Source organism: Streptomyces sp. NPDC001093, assembly GCF_040298985.1.
In the GTDB taxonomy this organism is placed as follows: domain Bacteria; phylum Actinomycetota; class Actinomycetes; order Streptomycetales; family Streptomycetaceae; genus Streptomyces.
The window spans coordinates 1-23,733 of record NZ_JBEPBF010000148.1; the positions used below are offsets into that span (position 1 = coordinate 1).

Consider the following 23,733-nt stretch of genomic DNA (forward strand, 5'->3'; position numbering starts at 1 on the left):
GTTCAGGCGAAGGCCGCCTTCACGTACGGCGGATACCAGACCGAGTGATCAAGTTCGACGCACCATTCGACGTCGGAGGTTAAAGCTCAAGCTAGCGCTTGTTCGCGAACTTCCAGGCGGTGGGCAGCGCGCCCATCGCCAGGGCGGCCTTGAGGGCGTCGCCGATCAGGAACGGGGTCAGGCCGAGCGCGACGGCCCGGGAGAGGGACATGTCGCCGGCGACGGCCAGGTAGGGCACGCCCACGGCGTAGATGAGCGCCTCGCCGAGGAGCATCGTGCCCGCCATGCGCAGCGGCGAGCGGTCGGCGCCGCGCCGGGCCAGGGCGCCGACGGCCGCCGAGGCGAGGAGCATGCCCAGGATGTAGCCGAAGGAGACCGAGGCAGCACCGGAGGAGCCGCCCGCGAACCACGGCACGCCCGCGGCACCGGCGAGCGCGTACAGGGCGAGGGAGAGGAAGCCGCGGCGGGCGCCGAGCGCGGTGCCGACGAGCAGCGCGGCGAAGGTCTGGCCGGTCACCGGCACCGGGGTGCCGGGCACCGGGATCGCCACCTGGGCCGCGAGGCCGGTGAGCACGGCGCCGCCGATGACGAGGGCCGCGTCGCGGACGCGGGACGCAGGCAGCAGATCGGCGAGGACGGCGCCGGGGCGAGCGGTGACGGTGGCGGTGCTCATGGGGACTCCGCGGGTGAGTGGGCAGGTGGGAACACCGTGACGCTATACCGCGCCACTCGCGCCGATCACCGTCTCCGGTCGACAAAGGCTTGAGCGGGGCGTTGGTGGGCTTCGCACAAATGGTGTGCGCTACACCGGATTCGACGTGATACCGGTCACTGAGGTGGGGTGGCCTGCGGTACGGCGTGCCCTGCGGGGCGCCTCTGTAGGTTCCCGCCAAAGCCCCGCGGGGGACCGTCTCGCCCGTCGGTCGCCGTCTGGGCAGCGCCGGGGCGTTTTGCTAGCTTCGAACGCATGGTTGCCCAGGCCCGGTACTTCACCTCGCGTCGCTATGTCGACCTGCGACGCCAGGGCACGGCCACCTGTCGCCGCCCGGGGTAGGGGCGGGACCGCCAGGCACGCCTCTGTTTCGAACCCTTCGAGTCTCTTTCGGACCCTTCGAACTCCGAGACGTGTCGGCCCCGTTTCCCGAGGACGGTTCCCCATGCCCCGTACCGCGGCATCCACCCTTGTCTCGCCCGTTCCGCGCGCCGCCGACAGCGACCGGCGGCGCACCAGCGCCAGCGTCGTGCTGCGGTCCGTGCTGGAGCACGGGCCGGTGGCACGCAGCACCGTCGCCCGGCTGACGGGGCTGTCGCCCGCGTCGGTCACCGAGCACTGTGCCCGGCTCACCGAACTCGGCCTGATCCGCGAGTCCGCCGCGCCCCGCCGCTCGAACGGGGTCGGCCGGCCGCACGTCCCCGTCGACCTGGACGACACGGGGTTCCTGGTCGGCGGGGTGCATGTGGCCGTGCCGTACACGACGGTCGCCCTGCTGGATCTGCGCGGCCGGGTGGTGGCGCGGCGTGAGCTGAAGCATGAACGGACCGATCCCGGCTGGGTGTTGGCGCGGGCCGCCGAGGGCCTCGCGGGGCTGCTCGCCGGGGTGCCGGGCCGCCGGCCGCTGGGGGTCGGGGTGGCCGTCGGCGGCTGGGTGGACCGGGAGACCGGCACCGTGGTCGAGCACGAGCTGCTGGGCTGGCGCGAGGTGCCGGTGCGGGAGCTGCTCGGCGCCCGTACCGGCCTGCCGGTCCATGTGGACGGGCACGCACGGGCGTTGGTGCACGGGGAGCGGCTGTTCGGGCGGGCCCGGGGCAGCCGTAGCGTGCTGCATCTGTTCGTGGGCAACGTGGTCGACGCGGCCTTCGCCACCAACGACGAGGTGCACCACGGGCCGCGCTCGGCGGCCGGGTCGATCGCGCATCTGCCGGTGCCGGGCGGCACCGAACCGTGCCCGTGCGGCCGTACCGGGTGCCTGCAAGTGGAGCTGAGCGAGCGGACGCTCGGCCGGCGGGCCCGTGCGGCCGGGGTGATCGGCTCGGCCGATCCGATGCACGTGGTGGCCGCGGCGGCGGCCGGTGACGAGGTGGCCCGGCGGCTGCTGGTCGAGCGGTCCCGGACGGCCGGGTGGGCGGCCGGGCTGCTGCTGGATGTACTCAACCCGGAGACGGTCGTCGTCACCGAGGTCGGGGTCCTCCACTTCGAGGAGTGCCTGGGCGCGCTGCGGGAGGCGGCCGGAAACCGCCGTACGGCGGCGGTGCTGCCGACGAGTTTCCCGGATTCCGTGCTGGCGGTGGCGGGCGGTTCCGTGGTGCTCGACGTGCTGTTCCGTGATCCGCTGGGTGCGTCACCTGAGGGTATTTAATTCAGAAACTCGGAATGTTGACAGGAGTCGCTCATGGCCAGGAACATGCTGGTCATGAGCCACCTCACGAGCTGTCGCACCGTCTGTTGCTGACATATTGCCGCGCATGAAGCGCGTGTTTCCCGCTGCGTGAGTCTGCGTGAGTTCTCTTCCCCGGATTGCCTTCCCCGGCTTGTCTTTCCCGGCTTGTCTTTCCCGGCTTGCCTTTCCCGGATTTCTTCCCGCCTTTCCAGCCCTTTTCTCCCGGGAGTCCTCCCATGCACCGTCGTGTCTTTCTCACCTCCCTGCTGGGCGCGTCCGCCGCCGTGGGCCTCAGCGGCTGCGCCAAGGGCGATGCCGCCGCCGACACCCGGGGCGCCGCGACCAAGCCGCTCGCGGACAAGGTCCCGGCGGGCACCAGCCTGAAGATCGCCTCCTACCAGAACGTCGAGCAGCTGCAGTTCCGGCTGGCGAAGCTGCCCAGGCTGCCCTTCACCGTGTCGAGTTGGGTGAACATCGGGGCGGGCCCGGATGTCATCAACGCCTTCCGCGCGGGGTCCCTGGACCTCGCGAACAACGCGGGCATCCCGCCGATCCAGGCGCACTACCAGGGCTTCGCCGCGAAGATCGTGGCGATCGGCATCACCCGCAAGCCCAACTACCTCTTCGCCACCAAGCCCGGCAGCGACATCCGCACCGTCGACGACTTCAAGGGCAGGCGGCTCGCGTTCTCGCAGGGGCAGGCCCAGGGTGTCGTCCTGCTGCGGGCGCTCAAGAAGGCGGGCCTCGCGTACGACGAGGTGAAGCTGGTCCCGCTGACCAGCAACCAGTTCCTCACCGCGCTGCAGTCCGGGCAGGTCGACGTCGCCCCGCTCGCCAACAGCCAGGCACCGGCCTACCTCGCGCAGTACGAGCCCAGGGGCGCCCGCACCATCCCCACCGACGTCGTCGACCTGCTCAACCTGCTGTGGGCGCCGCAGTCCGTGCTGAACGATCCCGCGAAGGCCGCCGCGATCGCCGCCTACATCCCGCAGTGGGCCCGGGGCCAGGTGTGGCAGTACGAGCACCCGGACGTCTGGAACGAGGAGTTCTACGTCAGGACGCAGAACCTGACCCCGGAGCAGGCGCGCGGCATCAGCAGGCTCGCCAACAAGCCGCTGTTCCCGCCCGGTTGGGGTGAGGCGATCACGTGGGAGCAGGAGACGGCCGATCTGCTCGCCGAGGGCGGGTTCGTGAAGAGGTTCGACGTCTCCTCGCTCTTCGACCACCGCTTCGAGTCGATCGCCGCCCGGGCCGTACCCGAGGAGTACCGCAAATGACCGCCGTGACCACGACGACCACCGCCGCCGCGGCAGCGGAGGCGGAGGAGGTTCCCCAGGTCCGCAGGCGCCGCCGCCTCTCCCCCGGCCGCCGGCTGCCCGCGGCCCGGCTGATCGGCCCGACGGCGGTGCTCGTCCTGTGGGCTGCGGCCTCGGCCGCCGGAGCCCTCGACCCCGGCGCGATCCCCGCGCCCTGGACGGTACTGAGGACCGCCGGCCGGCTGTGGACCGACGGCACCCTGCCCACCGACATCCTGACCTCGCTGAGGCGGGCCGGATACGGCTTCGCGATCGGTCTGACCGCGGGCGTGCTGCTCGCGCTCGCCTCCGGGCTCAGCCGCACCGGGGAGGCGCTGATCGACGGGACCGTGCAGCTCAACCGGGCGATCCCGACGCTCGGTCTGATCCCGCTGTTCATCCTCTGGCTGGGCATCGGGGAGACCTTCAAGGTCGCCATCATCGCGATCGTCGTCTACATCCCGGTCTATCTGAACACCCATGCCGCGCTGGCCGGCATCGACAGCCGGTACGTCGAACTCGCCGAGGTGCAGGGCCTGTCCCGGCTCGCCTTCATCCGCCAGGTGGTGATCCCCGGCGCGCTGCCCGGGTTCTTCGTGGGACTCCGGCTCGGTGTGACCAGCTCCTGGCTGGGCCTGGTGGTGCTGGAGCAGATCAACGCCACCAGCGGCCTCGGCTACCTGATGTTCCAGGCGCAGAACTACGGCCAGAGCGACGTCATCCTGGTCGGCCTGCTGGTCTACGGCGTCTTCGGCCTGGTCTCCGACAGCGTGGTCCGTCTCGTCGAACGGAGGGTGCTGTCATGGCGCCGCACCTTGGACAACTGACCCGGCCCGCCGTCCGGCTCCGGGGCCTGACCCGCTCCTTCGGCGGCCGTACGGTCCTCGACGGCATCGACCTCGACCTGCCTCCCGGCCAGTTCACGGCCCTGCTCGGGCACAGCGGCTCGGGCAAGTCCACGCTGCTGCGGGCGGTCGCCGGACTCGACCACGGGGTCGCCGGCAGCGGGCGGCTCACCGCCCCGGAGCGGGTCTCGGTCGTCTTCCAGGACTCCCGGCTGCTGCCCTGGCGCCGGGTGCTGGACAACGTCCTGCTCGGCACCGACGGCAAGGACGCCGGGGAGCGCGGCCGGGCCGCCCTCGCCGAGGTCGGGCTGAAGGGCCGCGAGCGGGCCTGGCCGGGCGAGCTGTCCGGCGGTGAGGCCCAGCGGGCCGCGCTCGCCCGTTCCCTGGTCCGCGAGCCCGAACTCCTGCTGGCCGACGAGCCGTTCGGCGCGCTGGACGCGCTCACCCGGATCAGGATGCACACCCTGCTGCGCGACCTGTGGCAGCGCCACCGGCCGTCCGTCCTCCTGGTCACCCACGACGTCGACGAGGCGATCGTCCTCGCCGACCGGGTCCTCGTCCTGGACCAGGGCCGCATCTCCCTCGACCTCACCATCGACCACCCCCACCCCCGCACCTACCGCGAGCCGCTCCTGGGCGACTACCGCGAACACCTGCTGACCGCACTCGGCGTCACGGAGGACCACCGGTGACACGGAGAAGACTTCATCTGAACGCGTTCCTGATGAACACCGGCCACCACGAGGCATCCTGGCGGCTTCCGGAGAGCGATCCGTATGCGCACGTCGACCTCCAGCACCACGTCCGGCTCGCGCGGATCGCCGAGCGCGGGACCTTCGACTCGCTCTTCCTCGCCGACGGCCCCCAGTTGTGGGGCAACCTCGCCCAGCGCCCGGCCGGGGCCCTGGAACCGCTCACCCTGCTGACCGCGCTGGCGACGGCCACCGAGCACATCGGGCTGATCGCCACCGCGTCCACGTCCTACAACTCCCCGTACAACCTGGCCCGCAGGTTCGCCTCGCTGGACATCATCAGCGGCGGCCGGGCCGGGTGGAACATCGTCACCACGGCCGGCGTCGAGGCCGCCCGGAACTTCGGGCTCGACGCCGAGCCGGCCCACGCCGAGCGGTACGCCCGCGCGGCCGAGTTCCTCGATGTGGCGCTGAAGCTGTGGGACAGCTGGGAGGACGACGCGATCGTCGCCGACAAGGCGGCCGGTGTCTGGGGCGACGACAGGAAAATCCATCCGCCCCGGCACCAAGGGACGTACTTCAGCGTGGCCGGTGCCCTCAACGTCCCGCGCACACCGCAGGGTTACCCGCTCCTGGTGCAGGCGGGATCGAGCGAGGACGGCAAGGCCTTCGCCGCCCGGTACGCGGAGGCCGTCTTCACCGCCCAGCAGACCCTCGCCGGCGCCCAGGCCTTCTACGCCGACCTCAAGTCCCGCACGTCACAGGCGGGAAGGGACCCCGAGCACCTCAAGGTGCTGCCCGGGATCGTGCCCGTACTCGGCTCGACGGAGGCGGAGGCGAGGGCGGCGGAGCGGCTGCTGGAGGACCACATCGTGTACGACCACGGGGTGGGCCGGCTGGAGAGCCTGCTGCAACTCCCCGCCGGGACACTGGAGCTGGATGCCCCGCTGCCCGCCGGCCTGCCGCCCGAGTCCGCCGTCGAGGGGGCCAAGAGCCGCTACACGCTCGTGGTCGAGCTGGCCCGGAGCGAGCGGCTCACCGTCCGGCAGCTGATCGCGCGGCTCGGCGGCGGCCGCGGCCACCTCACCTTCGCCGGGACGCCCGAGCAGGTGGCCGACCGGATCGAGGCCTGGTTCACGCAGGGCGCCGCCGACGGCTTCAACGTCATGCCCGCCGTGCTGCCCTCCGGGCTGGAGGCGTTCGTCGAGCACGTCGTACCCCTCCTGCGCGCCCGCGGCCTGTTCCGCCACGAGTACGGCCCCCGCCACACGCTCCGGGAGCGCTACGGCCTTCCCCGCCCCGCCAACCAGCACACCGCAGCCCTCGTCTGACCTCACCTGAAAGGACCCGCCCATGTCCCTCGAGATCACCCAGATCACCGCACGCATCGGCGCCCGTGTCTCCGGCGTCGACATCACCAGGCCGCTCGCACCGGAGGAGGTCACCGCGATCCGTGAGGCCCTGAACGTCCACAAGGCGCTCGTCTTCGACGCGGACGGCCTGGACGACGCGGGCCAGCAGGCCTTCGCCCGCCACTTCGGCGACCTGACCACCGCGCACCCGACGGTCGGCGCGGTCGACGGTGCCCCGAACGTGCTGCCCGTGGACAGCGAGCGGGGCCGGGCCAACCACTGGCACACCGACGTGACCTTCGTGCTCAACCCGCCGCAGGCCAGCACCCTGCGCTCGATCACGATCCCGCCGTACGGCGGCGAGACCCTGATCGCCAACGCGGCCGCCGCCTACCGGGACCTGCCCGAGCCGCTGCGCCGCCTCGCCGACACCCTGTGGGCCGAGCACACCAACGACTACGACTACGCCGTACCGGACGAGGAGATCGACGAGGAGAAGGCCGCCCAGCGCGCCGAGTTCACGTCCATCACGTACCGCACGGCCCACCCGGTGGTCCGTGTCCATCCGCTGACCGGGGAACGCGGGCTGTTCGTCGGCGGGTTCGCACAGCGGATCGTGGGCCTGTCCGTCGGGGAGTCCCGCACGGTCCTGGACCTGTTGCAGGCCTACGTCACCCGCCCGGAGAACATCCTGCGCCACCGCTGGGCGGAGAACGAGCTGGTGCTCTTCGACAACCGGATCACCCAGCACTACGCCATCGACAACTACGACGGACGGCCGCGCCGGCTGCACCGGGTGACCGTCGCCGGTGACGTCCCGGTCGGCATCGAGGGCAAGGAGAGCTACTCGGTCGAGGGCGACGCCTCGCACTACACGCCGGTGCTCACGGCGGCGTAACCGGGCTCTCACCCTCCGTGCAGCGGGTGTCCGGATACTGGGCGGCCCCTCCGTGTGAGCGGACGGGCCGCCCAGACTGGCGGGGTTTTTGCCCGCCCATTGCCTTGCCCGGGAGAGCCGCGCCCATGCCCACCAGCACCACCACGGAGACGCCGCCGCAGGAACAGGCCGCCTCCGCCTCCCTCTCCCACGGCCTCAAGCAGCGCCATCTGTCGATGATCGCCCTGGGCGGTGTCATCGGCGCGGGTCTGTTCGTCGGCTCCGGCGCGGGCATCGCCGCCGCCGGCCCGTCCATCGTCATCGCGTACACGCTCTCCGGCCTGCTGGTGATGCTGGTGATGCGGATGCTGGGCGAGATGTCCGCCGCCCACCCCTCCTCCGGCTCCTTCTCCGCGCACGCCGAGCGGGCGATCGGCCCCTGGGCGGGCTTCGCCGCCGGGTGGTCGTTCTGGGTGCTGCTGTGCACGGCCGTCGGCCTGGAGGGCATCGGCGCCGCGCACATCGTCCAGGGCTGGCTGCCGGGCACCCCGCAGTGGATGTGGGTGGCCCTGTTCATGGTGGTGTTCTGCGGGGCGAACCTGGCCGCCGTGAAGAACTTCGGCGAGTTCGAGTTCTGGTTCGCCGCGCTGAAGGTCGGCGCGATCAGCCTGTTCCTGGTCCTCGGCGTGCTGGCCATCGCCGGTGTGCTCCCCGGCACGCACTCCCCCGGCGCCTCGAACCTGAGCGACTTCATGCCGCACGGCAACCAGGGCCTGCTGGTCGGGCTGCTCGCCTCCGTCTTCGCCTACGGCGGCCTGGAGACGGTCACCATCGCGGCCGCCGAGTCCGAGAACCCCGTCAAGGGCGTGGCGTCCGCCGTCCGCACGGCCATGTGGCGGATCGCCCTGTTCTACATCGGCTCGATGGCGGTCGTCGTCACCCTGGTCCCGTGGAACTCCAAGGAGGTCGTGGAGAAGGGCCCGTACGTCGCCACGCTCGACCACCTCGGCATTCCCGGCGCGGGCCGGCTGATGGACGTGGTCGTCCTGGTCGCCCTGCTCTCGGCGATGAACGCCAACATCTACGGCTCCTCGCGCATCGCCTACTCGCTGGTCGAGCGCGGCCAGGGCCCGAGGGCGCTGGCCAAGCTGTCCGGCGGTGTCCCCCGGATCGCGGTCCTCACCTCCTGCTTCTTCGGTTTCGTCTGCGTGCTGCTGAGCTACTGGCGCCCGAACGACGTCTTCCCGTGGCTGCTGAACATGATCGGCGCGGTCATCCTGGTCGTCTGGATCTTCATCGCCGTCTCCCAGTTGCTGCTGCGCCGCCGCATCGAGCGCGAGGCCCCCGGCCGGCTGGTCGTGCGCATGTGGGCGTTCCCGTGGCTGACCTGGGTGGCGCTGGCCGGCATGGTCGCGATCTTCGTGCTGATGGCCCGCGAGCCGGACACCCGCGTCCAGCTCTTCTCGACCGGCGGCATGACCCTGGTCCTGGCGGTCGTGGGCTACCTCTGGCAGCGGGCCCGCGCCAGGCGCTGAACCCGTCCCCCGGCAACGGCCCCCACGTGCGACACGTGGGGGCCTTTCTGCTGCCCCGCACTCTTGCTGCTAGCGTGTAGTTGCAAGTTAATTGCAATAAGGTTCCGGAGGGGATCACCCATGCCCGTCTACTCGCTGCCCGACCTGCCCTACGACTACTCCGCGCTCGCCCCCGTGATCAGCCCGGAGATCATCGAACTGCACCACGACAAGCACCACGCGGCCTATGTGAAGGGCGCCAACGACACCCTGGAGCAGCTCGCCGAGGCGCGGGACAAGGAGGCCTGGGGATCCGTCAACGGGCTGGAGAAGAACCTGGCCTTCCACCTCTCCGGGCACATCCTGCACAGCATCTACTGGCAGAACATGACCGGCCCGAAGGACGGCGGCGGCGAGCCGCTCGCGGCCGACGGCGTGGGCGAGCTGGCGGAGGCCGTCAAGGAGTCCTTCGGCTCCTTCGCCGCCTTCAAGGCCCAGCTCTCCAAGGCCGCGGCCACCACCCAGGGCTCCGGCTGGGGCGTGCTGGCGTACGAGCCGCTGAGCGGCCGGCTGATCGTGGAGCAGGTCTACGACCACCAGGGCAACGTCGGCCAGGGCTCCACCCCGATCCTGGTCTTCGACGCCTGGGAGCACGCCTTCTACCTCCAGTACCGCAACCAGAAGGCGGACTTCGTCGAGGCCATGTGGCAGGTCGTCAACTGGCAGGACGTCGCCCGCCGCCACCAGGCCGCGAGGTCCCGCGCCGACGTGCTCCTGACGGCTCCCTGAGAGCCCGCCGCTCGTCCTGCCTCGTGATCGTCTTCTCACCCTTCACGACGGCAGGCGGATGAAAGAGGACCCCCCGCGAGGACGTGACTCGCGGGGGGCCTCGGCGCCGGAAGGAGGTGCGCCACCCCGAGGGCTTTCGGCGGGAACGGGCCCGGCGCCGAGCGGCGCCGGGCCCGTACGCGGGGGATTCACAGGTTGCTGAAGTCCGGTCCCTTGGTGCGGGTCCGCTTGAGCTCGTAGAAGCCCGGTACCGAGGCCACGGCGACCGTGCCGTCCCACAGGCGGGCCGCCTCCTCGCCCTTCGGGGCGGGGGTGACGACCGGGCCGAAGAAGGCGATCTGCTCGCCGTCGGGGCCGGGCAGCGCGATGACCGGGGTGCCGACGTCCTGGCCGACCTTCTCGATGCCCTCCTTGTGGGAGGCGCGCAGCTCGGCGTCGTACTCGAAGTCCTGCTGCTCGGCGTAGTCGATGAGGCCGGCCGGCAGGCCGACGTCCGCGAGGGCGCCCGCGATGGCCTCCAGGGTCGGGCCCTCGCCGTTGTTGTGGATGCGGGTGCCGAGCGCGGTGTACAGCGGGCCGAGGATGTCGTCACCGTGCTTCTGCCAGGCGGCGGTGACCACGCGGACCGGCTGCCAGGCCTTGGTGGCGAGCATCTCCCGGTACTCCTCGGGCAGCTCGTCCAGCCTGTTCTCGTTGAGTACGGCGAGGCTCATGATGTGCCAGCGGACCTCGATGTCGCGGACCTTCTCCACTTCGAGCACCCAGCGGGACGTCATCCAGGCCCACGGGCACAGCGGGTCGAACCAGAAGTCGACGGGGGTCTTGCCGGACTCGGACATGGCTCTCCTCAGCGAAAGACTCTTTTCACGCCTCAACGACGTCCTCGCGACCCGCATTCCCTGCTGCCCGCTGTCAGGGGCACATGGCAGGATCGGTCCTGTTCAGGTCATCCATGCGACCACAAGGGAGTGCCGTCCGTGCCCGGTGAGAATCTGTCCCGTGACGAGGCCCGGGAGCGGGCCGCCCTGCTGTCCGTCGACGGGTACGAGGTGTCCCTGGACCTCAGGTCCGCAGTCGGCGACGGGGACGGCGAGCCGCGCACGTTCCGCTCGGTGACCACGATCCGCTTCCGCTGCAACGAGCCGGGCGCGGCCTGCTTCGCCGACCTGATCGCGCCGAGTGTGACCTCGGTGTCGCTCAACGGCCGGGACCTGGACCCGGGCGAGGTCTTCGACGGCTCGCGGATCGCGCTGGAGGACCTGGCCGCGGAGAACGAACTGGTGGTGGACGCGCAGTGCGCCTACTCCCGCACCGGTGAGGGCCTGCACCGCTTCGTCGACCCCGAGGACGGCGAGGTCTACCTGTACACCCAGTACGAGCCGGCCGACGCCCGCCGGGTGTTCGCGAACTTCGAGCAGCCGGACCTCAAGGCGCCGTACCGCTTCGAGGTGCGGGCGCCCGAGGGCTGGACGGTGTGGAGCAACGGCGCGGGTGAACTCGCCGACGGCGTCTGGCGGTTCGCGGAGACCAAGCCGATCTCGACGTACATCACGTGCGTGGTGGCGGGGCCGTACCACTATGTGACGGATTCCTACGAGCGGGTGTTCGAGGACGGCACCAAGCTGGAGATCCCGCTCGGCGCGATGTGCCGCAAGGGTCTCGCCCCGCACTTCGACGCCGACGACGTCTTCCTGGTCACCAAGCAGGGCCTGGACTTCTTCCACGACCACTTCGACTACCCGTACCCGTTCGGGAAGTACGACCAGGCCTTCGTGCCCGAGTACAACCTGGGCGCGATGGAGAACCCGGGCCTGGTGACCTTCCGCGAGGAGTACATCTTCCGCGGCAAGGTGACGCAGGCGTCGTACGAGGGTCGGGCCAACGTCGTCCTGCACGAGATGGCGCACATGTGGTTCGGCGACCTGGTCACCATGGAGTGGTGGGACGACCTGTGGCTGAAGGAGTCCTTCGCCGACTTCATGGGCACGTTCGGATGCGTGGGCGCGACCCGCTTCAAGAACGCCTGGATCACCTTCGCCAACCGCCGCAAGGCCTGGGCGTACCGCGCGGACCAGCTGCCGTCGACGCATCCGGTCACGGCGGACATCCGTGACCTGGAGGACGCCAAGCTGAACTTCGACGGCATCACCTACGCCAAGGGCGCCTCGGTGCTCAAGCAGCTGGTGGCGTACGTCGGCCAGGACGCCTTCCTGGAGGGCGCGCGGCGCTACTTCAAGCGTCACGCGTACGGCAACACGCGCCTGGGCGACCTGCTGTCGGTGCTGGGCGAGACCAGCGGCCGGGACATGTCGGCGTGGGCGCGCTCCTGGCTGCAGACGGCCGGGGTCAACTCCCTGACGCCGCAGGTGCTGCTGGACGCTGAGGGCAGGGTGGCCGAGGTGGCGGTGGTGCAGGAGGCGCCGGAGGCGCACCCGGAGCAGCGTCCGCACCGGATCGCGGTGGGCCTGTACCGGCGTACGCCCGAGGGCGCGCTGGAGCGGTACGCGCGCGTGGAGACGGACGTGCACGAGCCGCGCACGGTCGTCGCGGACCTGGCGGGCGCCGAGGCCCCGGAGCTGGTCCTGGTCAACGACGACGACCTGACGTACTGCAAGATCCGCTTCGACGCCACCTCGCTGGCGACGCTCAAGGAGAGCCTGGGCGCGCTGACCGACCCGCTGGCGCGGGCGCTGTGCTGGTCGGCTCTGTGGAACATGACCCGGGACGCGCTGCTGCCGGCGCGGGACTTCGTCGGTCTGGTGCTGCGGTTCGCGGGCCGCGAGTCCGACATCGGGGTGCTGCAGATGCTGCACGCGTGGGCGGACTCGGCGCTGGTGCACTACGCGGCGCCCGAGTGGCGGGAGGCCGGCGGTGAGCTGCTGGCGCAGGGCGCGCTGCGGGAGCTGGAGGCGGCCGAGCCGGGCAGTGAGCACCAGCTGGCGTGGGCGCGTTTCTTCGCGACGGTGGCGTCCGGCGAGACGGACCTCGCCCTGCTGAAGCGCCTGCTGGACGGCGCGGAGACCATCGACGGCCTGGAGGTGGACCAGGAGCTGCGCTGGGCGTTCCTGGAACCGCTGGCGGCGCACGGCGTGGCCGACGAGCCGGTCCTCGCGGCCGAACTGGCCCGCGACGACACGGCGTCCGGCAAGCGCCACCAGGTCCGCTGCCTGGCGGCCCGCCCGTCGGCGGCGGTCAAGGCGCAGGCGTGGGCGCAGGTGGTGGAGTCCGACGCGCTGTCGAACGCGCTGGTGGAGGCGACGATCGCGGGCTTCGGCCGGCCCTCGCAGCGGGAGCTGACGGCGCCGTACGCGGAGAAGTACTTCGCCGTGATCGAGCGGGTGTGGCGGGAGCGGTCGATCCAGATCGGCATGGACGTCGTACGGGGCCTGTTCCCGGCGCTGCAGGACCGGCCGGAGACGCTCGAGGCGACGGACGCCTGGCTTCAGGCGCACCGGGACGCGGCGCCGGCGCTGCGCCGGCTGGTGCTGGAGGCGCGGGACGACCTGGCGCGGGCGCTGCGCGCACAGGAGTGCGACGCGACGGCGGTCGCCGACTGACACCGACTGACACCGGCCGACCTTTGGCCTGAGCTTGGGCCGCCGGTGACCGTTACGGAATTCGGTCAATCGGAACCGTAACCCCTGGTCCGCACCCGATCGGACCAGGGGTTTCCCGTCCCTACTCGGCATACGAACACCTGACCTTTAGTCCCCTCTTGTCCGCATTCTTCGACGGCCGTGTAACAGCGGTTAAAGGTGGGACCCGGGGCGGGAATCCCGACGCCATGACGCACAACACCCCGCTCTCCCCCCGCCCCCTCCGCCACCTCTCCGAGGTCCACCGCCGCGTCCTGACGGCGGCCCAGCTCCGCTCCCACGGAGTGACGACGGCCGAACTGGCCGAGCACTGCCGCCCCGGCGGCCCCTGGCAGCAGCTGCTGCCGAACGTGGTCCTCCTCCACCCCGGCCCCGCCACGAGCGAGGAGCGTCTGCACGGGGCGCTGCTGTACGCGGCCCGCGAGTCCGTGCCGGGCGTCCCGGCCCAGCCGACGGCGGAGGAACCGCACCGCCCGGTCTACGCGGAGGCGATGATCACGGGCCTCGCGGCCCTCACCCTCTACGGCTTCTCCGCCACCCCGCCGCTGCTCTCCCTGAACCACGTGGACGTCCTGGTCCCCCGCCTGCGCCGGATCCGCACCACGGGCTACGTCCGTGTCCTGCGCACCCCCGCCCTGCCCACGCCCAACGCGGTGACGGGGCTGCCGGTGGCGCCGGTCCCGCGGGCGCTGGCGGACGCCGTGGCGGAGCTGACGGACGCGGAGGCGGTACGGCGGCTGCTGACCGAGGCGGTGCGCGGCGGCCACTGCGAACCGGCCGCTGTCGTACGGGAGTTGACCAACGCGAAGCTGCTCAACCGTCCGCACGTGGTGAACGCGGTGGACGCGCTCGTGGCGGAGGGCCGCTCGATCGCCGAGGACCGCCTGTACCGGATGGTCGGCGAGTACGGCCTGCCCGACCCGGTCTGGAACGTCGACCTGCGGCTGCCCGGCGGCCCGCACCTCGGCGGGCTGGACGCGTACTGGCCGGACCAGGCGGTGGCGGTGGAGCTCGACACGAGGGCGCCCCGGCAAGGCCATCGGCAGGACGACGACGCGCTGTGGTCGGAGTACGCCCGCAAGCGCGAGCACCTCGAACGCCTCGGGATCACGGTCGTGTACCTCACGCCGAAGAAGCTCAGGGACGCGATGGAGCAGCAGGCGGCGGTGGTCCGCACGGCCCTGATGGCCTCGGCGGACCGTGACCCGGCCGCCTACGTCGTGGTGCTTCCCCGGTAGTGACGGACCGGGACGCACCGGGAGGGCCGCAGCGAGCCCTCAGGAGGGGAGAGGAGGGGCCACCGGGCGATTCCGGTGGCCCCTCCTCGTGCGTCGCGCCGGCCCACCGGTTCACCCGAACGGACGAGCCTCGCGGGCGGTGCGGGCCGGGCCACGAAAGATGAGAGGTATGCGACATACCCGGACAGCCGCGTGTTCGGCGGCCCTCCTGCTCGCCACGGCCTGCCTCGTCGCCGCCCCCGGGACGGCACAGGCGGTGCCCCCGGCAGCCGTGGGCTATGTGGCCCTCGGTGACTCCTACTCCGCCGGGCTCGGTGCCGGCGACTACCTCCCCACCGGCACGAACTGCAGGCGCAGCGGCCGCGCGTACCCGGTCCTGTGGGCCTCGGCGCACAAGGTGGCGTCCTTCGCCTTCCCCGCGTGCAACCACGCCCGGACGGGCGACGTCCTGTCCGGCCAGCTCGGTGCGCTCGGCGCGGGCACCAGGCTGGTCACCCTCACCGTCGGCGGCATGGACGCGGGTTTCGGCGTCGTGATGACGACCTGCGCACTGGGCGGCACCAGCCGCTGCCTGTCGGCCGTCACCGCCGCCCGAGCCACGGTGGACAGCTCCCTCGGGGACAACCTGGACCGGCTCTACTCGGCCATCAGGGACCGGGCTCCCGCCGCCCACGTCGTGGTGCTCGGCTATCCGCACCTGTACCACCTCAGAGGCACCTGCGAAATGGGCCTCCAGGACAGTGCGCGCGCCGCCATCGACGACGGTGTCGACCACCTCGACGCGTTGATCGCCCGCCACGCCGCCGCCCACGGGTTCACTTTCGCCGACGTCCGGGCAGCCTTCGCCGGCCACGAGATCTGCTCCGCGGCCCCCTGGCTGCACAGCGTCGAGGTGCTGGCCCCCACCGAGTCGTACCACCCCACGGCATCGGGCCAGTCGCTCGGCTACCTCCCGGCGTTGGACCGGGTCTCCTGACGGGGTCCTGACAGGCCACGCCGTACGCTCTCGCCCATGTCCGCCGAATCCGTGACCCTGCGCCCCGTCGACGAGGACGACCTCCCCCTGCTGGAACGCTTCCTCACCGAGCCGGAGACGGCGGGGCCGTTCCAGTGGTACGGCTACACCGACCCGCGGCGGTTCCGGCAGCGCTGGGCGGAGAACCGGCTGCTCGGTGAGGACGGCGGCCAGCTCGTGGTCACCGCCGGCGACGAGGCGCTGGGGTTCGTCGCCTGGCGGAAGGTCGTCGTCACGGCCTCCACCTACTGCTGGAACATGGGCGCCCAGCTGCTGCCCGAGGCCCGCGGCCGGGGCCTCGGCACCCGGGCCCAGCTACAGCTCGTCCGGTACCTCTTCGCCCACACACCCGTGATGCGGATCGAGGCCGACACCGAGGCCGAGAACATCGCCGAGCAGCGGGCCCTGGAGAAGGCCGGGTTCACCCGCGAGGGCGTACTGCGGGGCATCGTCTTCCGGAACGGCCGGTGGCGCGACGGCGTCGCCTACAGCGTGCTGCGCGACGACCCGCTGCCCACCGACGTGTGAGGCGTACACCTCGTCGAGGAGGGCGGCGTAGGCCGCGATCATGCGGGTGCGGCTGAAGCGCTCGCGGGCGGCCTCCAGGGCCGGGGCGAGCCCGGTGCGCCCACCGGCCGCGGCGGACCAGGCCAGGGCGATCGCGGCCGGGTCCGGCGGGGTGACGAAGCCCAGGCCCTCGACGATCGACGCGCTGTCACCGACGTCGGTCGTCACCGGGACCGCGCCGCACATCATGCCCTCGATCAGGCACAGCGGCGCCGCCTCCCCGGAGACGGAGGTCAGGGCGACGACGTCGGCGGCGGCGTACACGGCCGGCATGTCGTGCCGTACGCCGAGCAGGTGCACCCGGTCGGTGAGCGACGGCGCGTCGGCGAAGGCGTCGGCGAGGTCCGCGCTCAGCCCGGAGTTGCCGGCGGTCATCCCGGCACCGCACATCAGCACGTGCCCGCCGCCCTCCCGGGCCAGCCAGGCGCGGGCCGCCCGGAGCAGCAGGGGGACGTTCTTCATCGCGGCGTACCGGGCCGCGAAGACGACCACCGGCGCCCGGTCTGCGATCCCGAGGGAGGCGCGCAGGGCGAGGCGGGCGGCCGGGTCCGGGCGGAAGCGGAGCAGGTCGACACCGTTGGGGATGACGTGCAGCAGCCGGCCCGGGATGCCGGCGGCCTCGTAGGCGGCCCGGGTGGACTCGGCGCAGCACACGCACGCGGCCACCGTGCCGTCGGCGATGGCGGCCTTCAGCTCGTCGAGGGCGGGGCCCTGGTTCTCCGGGTCGGAGCGGTGCAGACAGACCACGACCGGGCGCCGGGGCAGACCGGCCTGGTTGAGCAGGGCCAGCGGCTGCTCCTTCAGGGAGAGGATCACATCCGCCCCGGCCATCGACCGAGCCGTTCCGGCCAGCTCGGGTCCGCTGAAAGCATTCGCCGCGAGCGAGCCGTCCACCAGGCCCGCGCTGCGGCCGAGCGAGGTGACGCCGACCCCGCCGGCCGTCAGCGCCCGGTAGCAGTGGTCGTCCTCCATGCGCTGCCGGGTGGCCTCGCGATGAACCTCGCCATGGATACTGAGCACCTGGTGGGACTGGCCGCCCTCGGCCAGTCCCAGTACGACGTCACTGTGCACGATCCGGGCTCCTCCGGAGAAGAAGCCCTCGTAGACCGACAGCACACGCAGTCCGTGCCTCGCGCGCACGCGACCACCCGCCTTGCATAAATGATCGAGAAGATCGAGCCATCCCCGTCCAAAGCGGGATAGCCGATATGAGGCGGTACAGACATTGCGTCCGGGTTAACACGGAATGACGTGGATGAAACGGTGGCTAACAGAATTCCCCGTCGATCACCGACTGCATGTCGCCGGCCCAGTCGCCGTTGAAATTGAAGGCGATCGCATGGCCGCCGTCCGCCGTGGTCATCGCCGAGGACGCGGACCCGTGAATGCCGCCGTTGTGACCCCAGACATGAACACCGCAGGTCAGCCGGGTGTCCATGAGCCCAAGGCCGTAGCGCGTGTTCGGGATGCCCGTCGCCTCGACGGTGGTCTTCATTTCCTTCAGCTGCTTCGGCGGCAGGAGTTTTCCGCGGAGCAGGGCGCTGTAGAAGCGGTCCAGATCGGCGGAGTCGGAGATCATTTCACCGGCCGACGAGGCCAGGGACGGATTCAGGGTCGTGACGTCGTACACCGGACCCGTCGGATCGAGGAATTTCGAGTAGGCGCGGCTGCTCGGGCGGGGCACGGTGGTCCGGGTGCCGGGAAGGAAGGTGCCCCGCAGCCGCAGCGGCGCGATGACGCGGCGCTCGATCTCGGTGGCGTACGAGTGGCCCGTCACCTTCTCGATCACCATTCCGGCCAGGACGTAGTTGGTGTTGGAGTACTTCCAGGCCGTGCCCGGCGCGAAGTACGGCTCGTGCTTCATGGCGATCGTCACCAGCTCGCCCGGGGCGAACGTGTCGTAGCGGTGCCGGGAGAAGCCGTCCGCGGTGAAGAACGCCCGGTCGAAGTCCGCGTCGCCGGTGTAGTCGAAGATGCCGCTCGTGTGGTTCAGCAGCTGCCGCACCGTGATGTGGCGGCCGTCGTGGCCGTGCCCGTGGACGACGCCGGGCAGCCACTTCTCCACCGTGTCGTCCAGCGACAGCCGGCCCTCGGCCTCCAGCTGGAGCAGGACGGTGGCGACGAAGGTCTTGGTGATGCTGCCGACGCGGTACCGGTCGGCGGTGGAACGCGGCGCGCCCGTGCGGCGGTCGCCCACGCCGGCGGTGGCGGACCAGGTGCCGTGGCCGTCCTTCGCGGTGGCGGTCACCCCGGGCACCCCGGCCGCGACCGCGGCGTCGATGGCCTTGCGGGTGCCGGCGTGGGAGTGCCCGCCTGCGGGGTGGGCGCCGGTGGCGGCCACGGCCGGAGCCGCGAGGGCCGCCGTGACGAGCAGGGCGGCGGCGCCCACCAGGGTCGTGCGTACGCGCATGTCTTCCCCCAACCTGTGCTGTTCGGTGCGGTCAGGGGAGGAAACTTTCCAGGAATGCGCGAAGGTTGCTCTGCGATAGGCCGGTTGGGTGATATTCAGCCCTTTTTCAGCACCAGCTCCGTGTTCCGGTCGGCCGCGCTGCCCGCGAGGGTCTTGCCGGCGCCCGGGGCGTTGTAGGCCAGCTCGCGGTAGAGGGCGGCGAGCCCGGTCTGGGAGAGGTCGGCGAAGTCGGTGCGGTGCGGGGCGGCGGACTCGATCAGGGTGGTGAACAGGGAGACGGTGCCGTCCTTGTTGTCCACCAGCTCGATGATGCGGGCCAGGTGGGGGTGGTCGATGTGCGAGGCGGTGGAGATCTCCCAGAAGGAGCGGCCGCCGGAGGCCTGGTGCGGGGTGATGACGTTCCGGTGGACGTGCCCGTTCACCCAGGCCAGCACGTTGGCGTGGGCGGACAGGACCGAGACCACCTCGGCGCCGCTGTGCCGCTTCTCGCCGGGGCGGGCCGGGTCGGGGCGGGTGTTGTCCATCGACGTGCTGGTGTGGTGGCTGAAGACGACGGCGTAGGAGTCCTTGTTGTCCTTCAGCGTCCTGGCCAGCCAGTCCAGCTGGGCGGTGCCGACGGAGCCCTCGTAGTGGCCGCCGGCGTCGGTGGTGTCGAGGCTGATGCCGATGACGTCGCCGGAGATGCGGAAGGCGTAGTACTGGGTGCCCGCGTCGAGGTTCGCCGAGGAGTAGCCGTGCCCGACCGGGCCGTGGCCCTGGTGGGCGGGGTCGAGGTGGGCCTTGAGGTAGTCGGCGGGGGTGTAGGGGGCGCGCTTCTCGTCCGGCGTGACCGAACGCATGGAGCGGGCGTGGGCCTTGAGGAAGTCGCGGTAGCCGGTGCCCTTGGGGTCGGTGCCGTTGTTGATGGAGGCCAGGAGTTTCCTGGCGTCGGCGGCCGGGACGTCCATGAGTTTCCTGCCGCCGATGGCCGCCTCGGCGAGGTAGGGGTCGCCGTGGGAGCCGTAGGCGCCGAGCGCGAGGGCGTCGTGGTTGCCGACGGTGGAGTACCAGGGCAGGTGGAGACCGGGGCTCTGCACCTCGCGGATCGCGGCGGCCAGGAAGCCCTTCAGCTGCGGGAAGCCGAGCGTCTTGTCGTGGTCGCGGAGGGCGGTGTCGGGCTGCCAGTACTGCTGCAGACCGCTGTTCTGCACGCCCTCGTAGTGCCGGGGGTCACCGGAGTTGGGGCTGATGCGGCCACCGCTCATCACCTTCATGAACCACTCCAGCTCGGAGTGGGCGTTGTTGTCGGTGTTGTCGCCGGTGGTCATGACGAAGTGGAGCGGGGCGCCGGTGACGGGGGCACCTCGCAGCGCGTTGACCCGCTCGACGAGCGAGACGGCGCCGGGCACGGTGAGCGCCTCCTGCGGCCGCCAGGCATGCGGGTCCGCCGCGCGCAGGAACTCCCAGCGCAGCGGGTGCTGAACGTCCATCAGGTGCAGGTCGGTGAACTGCACGAACGTGGCGAGGGCGCGGCGGCGGCTCGCGCGGCCGGACGTGGGCGTGGCCAGCTCACCGCGCACCACGCGCGCCCAGCCGGGCCCGTCGCCGAGCCGCCGGTAGCCGGAGCTGTTCCGGGGCGCGGAGACGGAGGCGAGCGTGGTGCCCTTGGTGTAGGGGGCGAGCGGGGCCGCCGCGGTGGCCTGCCGGGAGCGGGCGACCGGCGCCGCGGCGGTGGCGGCCTCGCTGTCGGTGGGGCGGAGGGCGTAGCCGACGCCCGCGGAGAGCGAGACCGCTCCGGCGGCGGCGAGCACGGTGCGGCGGTTGACCTCCAGAGCGGAGGCGGCGACAGAGCGTATGCGCGACATTGGCGCGATCTCCCCGAGTGCGAACGCGTCGGCAGTGGTCGCGGGCCGTCGCCGTCGCGAACGCCCCGCTCGCTCTGGATCGTTGGCACCGGGAATGACCTGTGTGTGAACGCGGCGGCAACGCGCAGCGCCCATCACCGTACGTGGATCACGGCGTGGGGGTCGCGGTCATGGAGTGGATCGCGCGCGGCCCAGGGGATGTCACTCCTCGTTCATCTGCTGGGGCAGGGGACGGGTTCCGGCGGTGAGGTGCCCGTTCGCGGGGCGTTCCCGCCAGAGACGCAGGGCGGTGTCGACCAGGGGCACCCGGTTCAGGTCCGGCACGACCGAAAGGTCCCGCCATGCGGCGAAGTCGGTGGACCCGCCGACCTCGTACCGGAGTTCACCGCCGAGGACCTCCCCTTCGTAGACGAGACGCAGGGCGTGGTGGTCGGTACGACGAGGGTGCCGGCGCCGGCCCAGGGTCAACCGGAACGAGTCCACGCCGAGCAGACCGGTCACCTCGATGCGGTAACCGGTCTCCTCCGCGACCTCGCGGCGGACGGTGTCGTACGGGTCCTCGCCGTGCTCCATACCGCCACCGGGCAGCACCCACTCCGGGGTTCCGTCGGGACCGGGGGAACGTGCGAGCAGGATCTGTCCGTCACGGACGCACACGGCGTAGGCCGCCACCCTCAAGTTCCGTCGCATCCCAGGGACGTTAGCCCGGAACGTCCGGATTCGCCGGTGAATATTCGGGCGCGGACCAGCGCAGCGGCAGGGCGGCCGGGGTCCACAGGGCCTCGGTGAGAGTGAAGCGGACGGTGCGCTCGCCGGCCGCCGTGAACTCGGCGCGGGCCTCGCCGGTGAGCTGGAGGGTGGCGCCGGTGGTCCAGTCGAGGAAGAGCAGTCCGGCGCGGGGGTCGCTGCGCAGATTGCCGAGGGTGAGGAACATGGCGTTGCCGGGATAGTCGGGCCAGGCCAGTTCGCGCGGGGACGCGACCTGGACGAAGCCGGGGTTGCCGCCGCGGTGACTGGCGTCGGCTCCGGCGGAGTGGGCGGTGGCCAGGAAGAAGGTGTCGGCCTCGTGGATGAACTCCGTGTGCCGCGGGTCGAGTTCGGTCAGGCGGTGGGGGCTGCCTGGTGTGCGGTCGCCGAGTGTCTCGTACGTCTCCCTGCGCTGGATGTGTCTGGGGCAGTTGGAGAAGACCTGGTCCGCCTCTACGGCGAAGCCGCGGGGGGTCGGTCTCAGCCGGCCGTTGAGGCGCATGCGGCGGCGGGTGCGGGGGTCCAGGGCGATGGTGCCTATCGGGGTGCCGGGGGTGTTGAGGGCTGTGGTGAGTGGGTCGCCGTTCGGGTCCGGGCCGCCGGATCCATGCCCGGCACTGGTGACGACCGACATCTGTCTCGGCCCCGTGGCCCGGACGAAACCCGGAGCCCCCGTGAGCGCCGACGCCCACACCCTCCCCGTCCCCGGGTCCGCCGCTCCCACCACCAGCAGTGGCTGGAGCTCCAGGAACGCCGCCGCGATCGGCTTGATGTCCTGGCCGAGGGAGCGGCCCACGTGGTCGGCGCGGTCGCGGACGCCCATCAGGTCCTGCACGGCGAGCGAGCCCGCGTGATAGGTGCCCATGGTTAGAAGAAACCGCAGGTCGGCGCGTCCGAGTGGGGCGCCGGGGCCCCGTCGGGGCCGAGGGGGGCGGCGATCTCCAGGCGGATGCCGTCCGGGTCGTGGAAGAAGATCCCGCCCGAGGTCCCGCCCTCGCGGTGGGCGACCACGCCGTCGTGGGCGAAGTCCACGCCGGCCGCCCGCAGCGCGGTCTCGTACTCCCGGACGCGGTCGATCGAGTCGACCGTGAGGGCGAGGTGGTGCAGCCCGGGGCGACCGCTGTCGTACGTCCCCCGCGCCTGCTGCCAGAGGGTGACGAGCGGGGCGCCGCCGCTCTCCCCCAGCATCGCCCAGCGCTGGTCGTCCTCCTTGCCCTCGGCGAGCACGGCGAAGCCGAGGAGGTCGCGGTACAGGGCGAGCGAGCGGTCGAGGTCGGTGACGTTCAGACCGGCGTGCGCGATGCGCGGAGTCATGGGGTTCCCCTTCGAGCTGTTACCTAACCTTCGTCATCCAGGTTAGAAGGTTAGTACCCGAAGGTCAACCACTCACATACAATTGAGCGGTTAGACGAAAGGAGAGCCCGATGAACGCCCCCCGCGACCCCCGCCCCCTCACCGGCGAGCCCCTCGCGCTCGACCTGCTCAACACCCGGTGGAACCGGGAAGGCGTCACCCAGGACCTGCTCGACGGCGCCGACGGGCTGGCGGTGTGGCTCGCGAGCAACGGGCTGGCCGGGGAGCACGATGCCGGCGCGGAGACGCTGGAACATCTGCGTGAGGCGCGCGACGCGATCAAGGAGGCGGTGCACGGGACACCGGCCCAGGCCGCGCCGCTCGTGGACGCCGTACTGGCGCACGGGCGGATCCGGGCCCGGCTGACCCCCGACGGCCCCGCCGAGGAGCCGGAGTTCACCGATCCGTCGTGGGGGCCCGCCTGGCTCGCCGCCCGGAACTACCTGGACCTGATCACCCGGGCCCCGGAGCGCATCCGGACCTGCTCCGGCGGCAGCTGCATCCTGCACTTCTTCGACACGTCCCGGAACGGCACCCGCCGCTGGTGCTCGATGGCCGCGTGCGGCAACCGCGCGAAGGCGTCCCGGCACTACGCGCGCTCGAAGGACAACTGACCGCGCCATCACGGGTCATACGGGCCACCCCCGCCCTGGTCACGGCCTGCCGGTGGGCGCCTTGCCGCTCGGGCAGGTCAGGTGCCGGGACCTGGGCAGCGCCTCGGTGATCCAGGCACGGTCGGCGGCCACACGGGTGTCCCCGACGGCCCACAGGCTCGCGTTCCGCCGTCCCACGCCGACCTGGACGAGTACGTGCTGGCCCGCGCGCGCGGCCGGTTGCGCGCCGCCGTCGAGCAGGAAGCTGACCCGGGCCGGGCCGTGCGCGGGCTTGTAGGAGCGGATCACGGTCAGCGTGATCCGGGACCACGGGGACGGCTTCTGCGGCTCCACCTCGGCCACGGTGCCCTCCACGACCAGCCGGGAGCAGGCCAGGTCGCGTTCCGGGTCGGACGGGCGCCCGCCGTCCCCGGAGACCCTGGCCCGTGCGTCGCCCGCGCTCTTGCCCGCGGCACTCGCGCTGTTGTCGTCCGAGGCACCGGAGTGCGTCACCATCCAGCCGAACCCGACGACCAGGGCGAAGGCCGCGGCCCCGGCGAGCGACCCGAACGCGATCCGCAGCGCCCGGCGCGGTCCGGAGGGCCGGCCGGGGCGCGGAGGCCGGCGC

20 protein-coding genes and 2 pseudogenes are annotated in these 23,733 nt (G+C 71.8%); 13 read left to right on the forward strand and 9 right to left on the reverse strand.

What is annotated here, in order from left to right; translation table 11 throughout:
* Window positions 1-91 precede the first annotated feature (91 nt).
* On the reverse strand, window positions 92-673 hold the full coding sequence (locus ABT288_RS42715) for a biotin transporter BioY (protein ID WP_351620261.1): 582 nt from the start codon (window positions 671-673) through the stop codon (window positions 92-94).
* A gap of 484 nt (window positions 674-1,157) precedes the next feature.
* On the opposite strand from ABT288_RS42715, the gene ABT288_RS42720 reads away from it, so the two are divergent.
* The 8 genes from ABT288_RS42720 (at window position 1,158) to ABT288_RS42755 (ending at window position 9,742) form a co-directional block, all read left to right on the forward strand.
* Window positions 1,158-2,357: an ROK family protein gene (locus tag ABT288_RS42720; RefSeq protein WP_351620264.1), complete on the forward strand. Its 1,200-nt coding sequence runs from the start codon at window positions 1,158-1,160 to the stop codon at window positions 2,355-2,357.
* A 257-nt stretch (window positions 2,358-2,614) separates the two neighbouring features.
* The gene (locus tag ABT288_RS42725; protein ID WP_351620266.1) at window positions 2,615-3,655 is read left to right on the forward strand and encodes an ABC transporter substrate-binding protein; all 1,041 of its coding nucleotides are present in this window, start codon (window positions 2,615-2,617) and stop codon (window positions 3,653-3,655) included.
* Entirely contained in the window at window positions 3,652-4,500 is an 849-nt protein-coding gene (locus ABT288_RS42730; RefSeq protein ID WP_351620267.1) for an ABC transporter permease, read from the forward strand. The genes ABT288_RS42725 and ABT288_RS42730 overlap by 4 nt, the downstream gene beginning before the upstream one ends.
* Window positions 4,476-5,210, forward strand: a complete 735-nt coding sequence (locus ABT288_RS42735; protein WP_351620269.1) for an ABC transporter ATP-binding protein — start codon at window positions 4,476-4,478, stop codon at window positions 5,208-5,210. The genes ABT288_RS42730 and ABT288_RS42735 overlap by 25 nt, the downstream gene beginning before the upstream one ends.
* Window positions 5,207-6,541 carry an LLM class flavin-dependent oxidoreductase gene (locus ABT288_RS42740; protein WP_351620271.1) on the forward strand — a complete coding sequence of 445 codons (1,335 nt, stop codon included), beginning with the start codon at window positions 5,207-5,209 and terminating at the stop codon, window positions 6,539-6,541. Before ABT288_RS42735 ends, ABT288_RS42740 begins: the two co-directional genes overlap by 4 nt.
* A 22-nt stretch (window positions 6,542-6,563) precedes the next feature.
* A complete protein-coding gene (locus ABT288_RS42745) occupies window positions 6,564-7,460 on the forward strand; it encodes a TauD/TfdA dioxygenase family protein (protein ID WP_351620273.1) in 897 nt (298 codons plus the stop codon).
* Window positions 7,461-7,585: 125 nt separating this feature from the next.
* The gene (locus ABT288_RS42750) at window positions 7,586-8,974 is read left to right on the forward strand and encodes an amino acid permease (protein ID WP_351620276.1); all 1,389 of its coding nucleotides are present in this window, start codon (window positions 7,586-7,588) and stop codon (window positions 8,972-8,974) included.
* A 120-nt stretch (window positions 8,975-9,094) separates the two neighbouring features.
* Window positions 9,095-9,742, forward strand: coding sequence for a superoxide dismutase (locus tag ABT288_RS42755; RefSeq protein WP_351620279.1), 648 nt, complete (start codon window positions 9,095-9,097; stop codon window positions 9,740-9,742).
* Between the two features lie 188 nt (window positions 9,743-9,930).
* On the opposite strand, the gene ABT288_RS42760 is transcribed toward ABT288_RS42755, so the two are convergent.
* Window positions 9,931-10,581 carry a mycothiol-dependent nitroreductase Rv2466c family protein gene (locus tag ABT288_RS42760; protein ID WP_351620282.1) on the reverse strand — a complete coding sequence of 217 codons (651 nt, stop codon included), beginning with the start codon at window positions 10,579-10,581 and terminating at the stop codon, window positions 9,931-9,933.
* 138 nt (window positions 10,582-10,719) lie between these two features.
* Here ABT288_RS42760 and pepN point away from each other — a divergent pair, with 138 nt between their 5' ends.
* The 4 genes and pseudogenes from pepN to ABT288_RS42780 all read left to right on the forward strand — a co-directional run.
* Complete coding sequence (pepN, locus tag ABT288_RS42765) at window positions 10,720-13,299, forward strand: aminopeptidase N (RefSeq protein ID WP_351620285.1); 2,580 nt, start codon at window positions 10,720-10,722, stop codon at window positions 13,297-13,299.
* 227 nt (window positions 13,300-13,526) lie between these two features.
* Window positions 13,527-14,576: a hypothetical protein gene (locus tag ABT288_RS42770; protein WP_351620287.1), complete on the forward strand. Its 1,050-nt coding sequence runs from the start codon at window positions 13,527-13,529 to the stop codon at window positions 14,574-14,576.
* Window positions 14,577-14,745: 169 nt separating this feature from the next.
* Entirely contained in the window at window positions 14,746-15,552 is an 807-nt protein-coding gene (locus ABT288_RS42775) for an SGNH/GDSL hydrolase family protein (protein ID WP_351620290.1), read from the forward strand.
* 36 nt (window positions 15,553-15,588) lie between these two features.
* Window positions 15,589-15,957, forward strand: a pseudogene (locus ABT288_RS42780) (GNAT family N-acetyltransferase); the annotation flags it as partial.
* Here ABT288_RS42780 and ABT288_RS42785 read toward each other — a convergent pair.
* From ABT288_RS42785 to ABT288_RS42810, 6 genes are all read right to left on the reverse strand, one after another.
* Window positions 15,907-17,274, reverse strand: coding sequence for a glycosyltransferase (locus tag ABT288_RS42785; protein WP_351620307.1), 1,368 nt, complete (start codon window positions 17,272-17,274; stop codon window positions 15,907-15,909). The pseudogene ABT288_RS42780 and the gene ABT288_RS42785 sit on opposite strands and share 51 nt — an antisense overlap.
* Window positions 17,275-17,425: 151 nt before the next feature.
* The gene (locus ABT288_RS42790; protein ID WP_351620293.1) at window positions 17,426-18,568 is read right to left on the reverse strand and encodes a serine hydrolase domain-containing protein; all 1,143 of its coding nucleotides are present in this window, start codon (window positions 18,566-18,568) and stop codon (window positions 17,426-17,428) included.
* A gap of 95 nt (window positions 18,569-18,663) precedes the next feature.
* Window positions 18,664-20,412 (reverse strand): TIGR03767 family metallophosphoesterase, encoded by a 1,749-nt coding sequence (locus ABT288_RS42795; RefSeq protein ID WP_351620296.1) that lies wholly within the window; start codon window positions 20,410-20,412, stop codon window positions 18,664-18,666.
* Between the two features lie 201 nt (window positions 20,413-20,613).
* A complete protein-coding gene (locus ABT288_RS42800; protein ID WP_351620298.1) occupies window positions 20,614-21,102 on the reverse strand; it encodes an NUDIX hydrolase in 489 nt (162 codons plus the stop codon).
* Window positions 21,103-21,112: 10 nt separating this feature from the next.
* Window positions 21,113-22,024, reverse strand: a complete 912-nt coding sequence (locus ABT288_RS42805) for a pyridoxamine 5'-phosphate oxidase family protein (protein WP_351620301.1) — start codon at window positions 22,022-22,024, stop codon at window positions 21,113-21,115.
* A 2-nt stretch (window positions 22,025-22,026) separates the two neighbouring features.
* A complete protein-coding gene (locus ABT288_RS42810) occupies window positions 22,027-22,473 on the reverse strand; it encodes a VOC family protein (protein ID WP_351620303.1) in 447 nt (148 codons plus the stop codon).
* 110 nt (window positions 22,474-22,583) lie between these two features.
* On the opposite strand from ABT288_RS42810, the gene ABT288_RS42815 reads away from it, so the two are divergent.
* Entirely contained in the window at window positions 22,584-23,126 is a 543-nt protein-coding gene (locus ABT288_RS42815) for a CGNR zinc finger domain-containing protein (protein ID WP_351620305.1), read from the forward strand.
* Window positions 23,127-23,165: 39 nt separating this feature from the next.
* Here ABT288_RS42815 and ABT288_RS42820 read toward each other — a convergent pair.
* A pseudogene (locus ABT288_RS42820) lies at window positions 23,166-23,733 on the reverse strand (hypothetical protein); the annotation flags it as partial.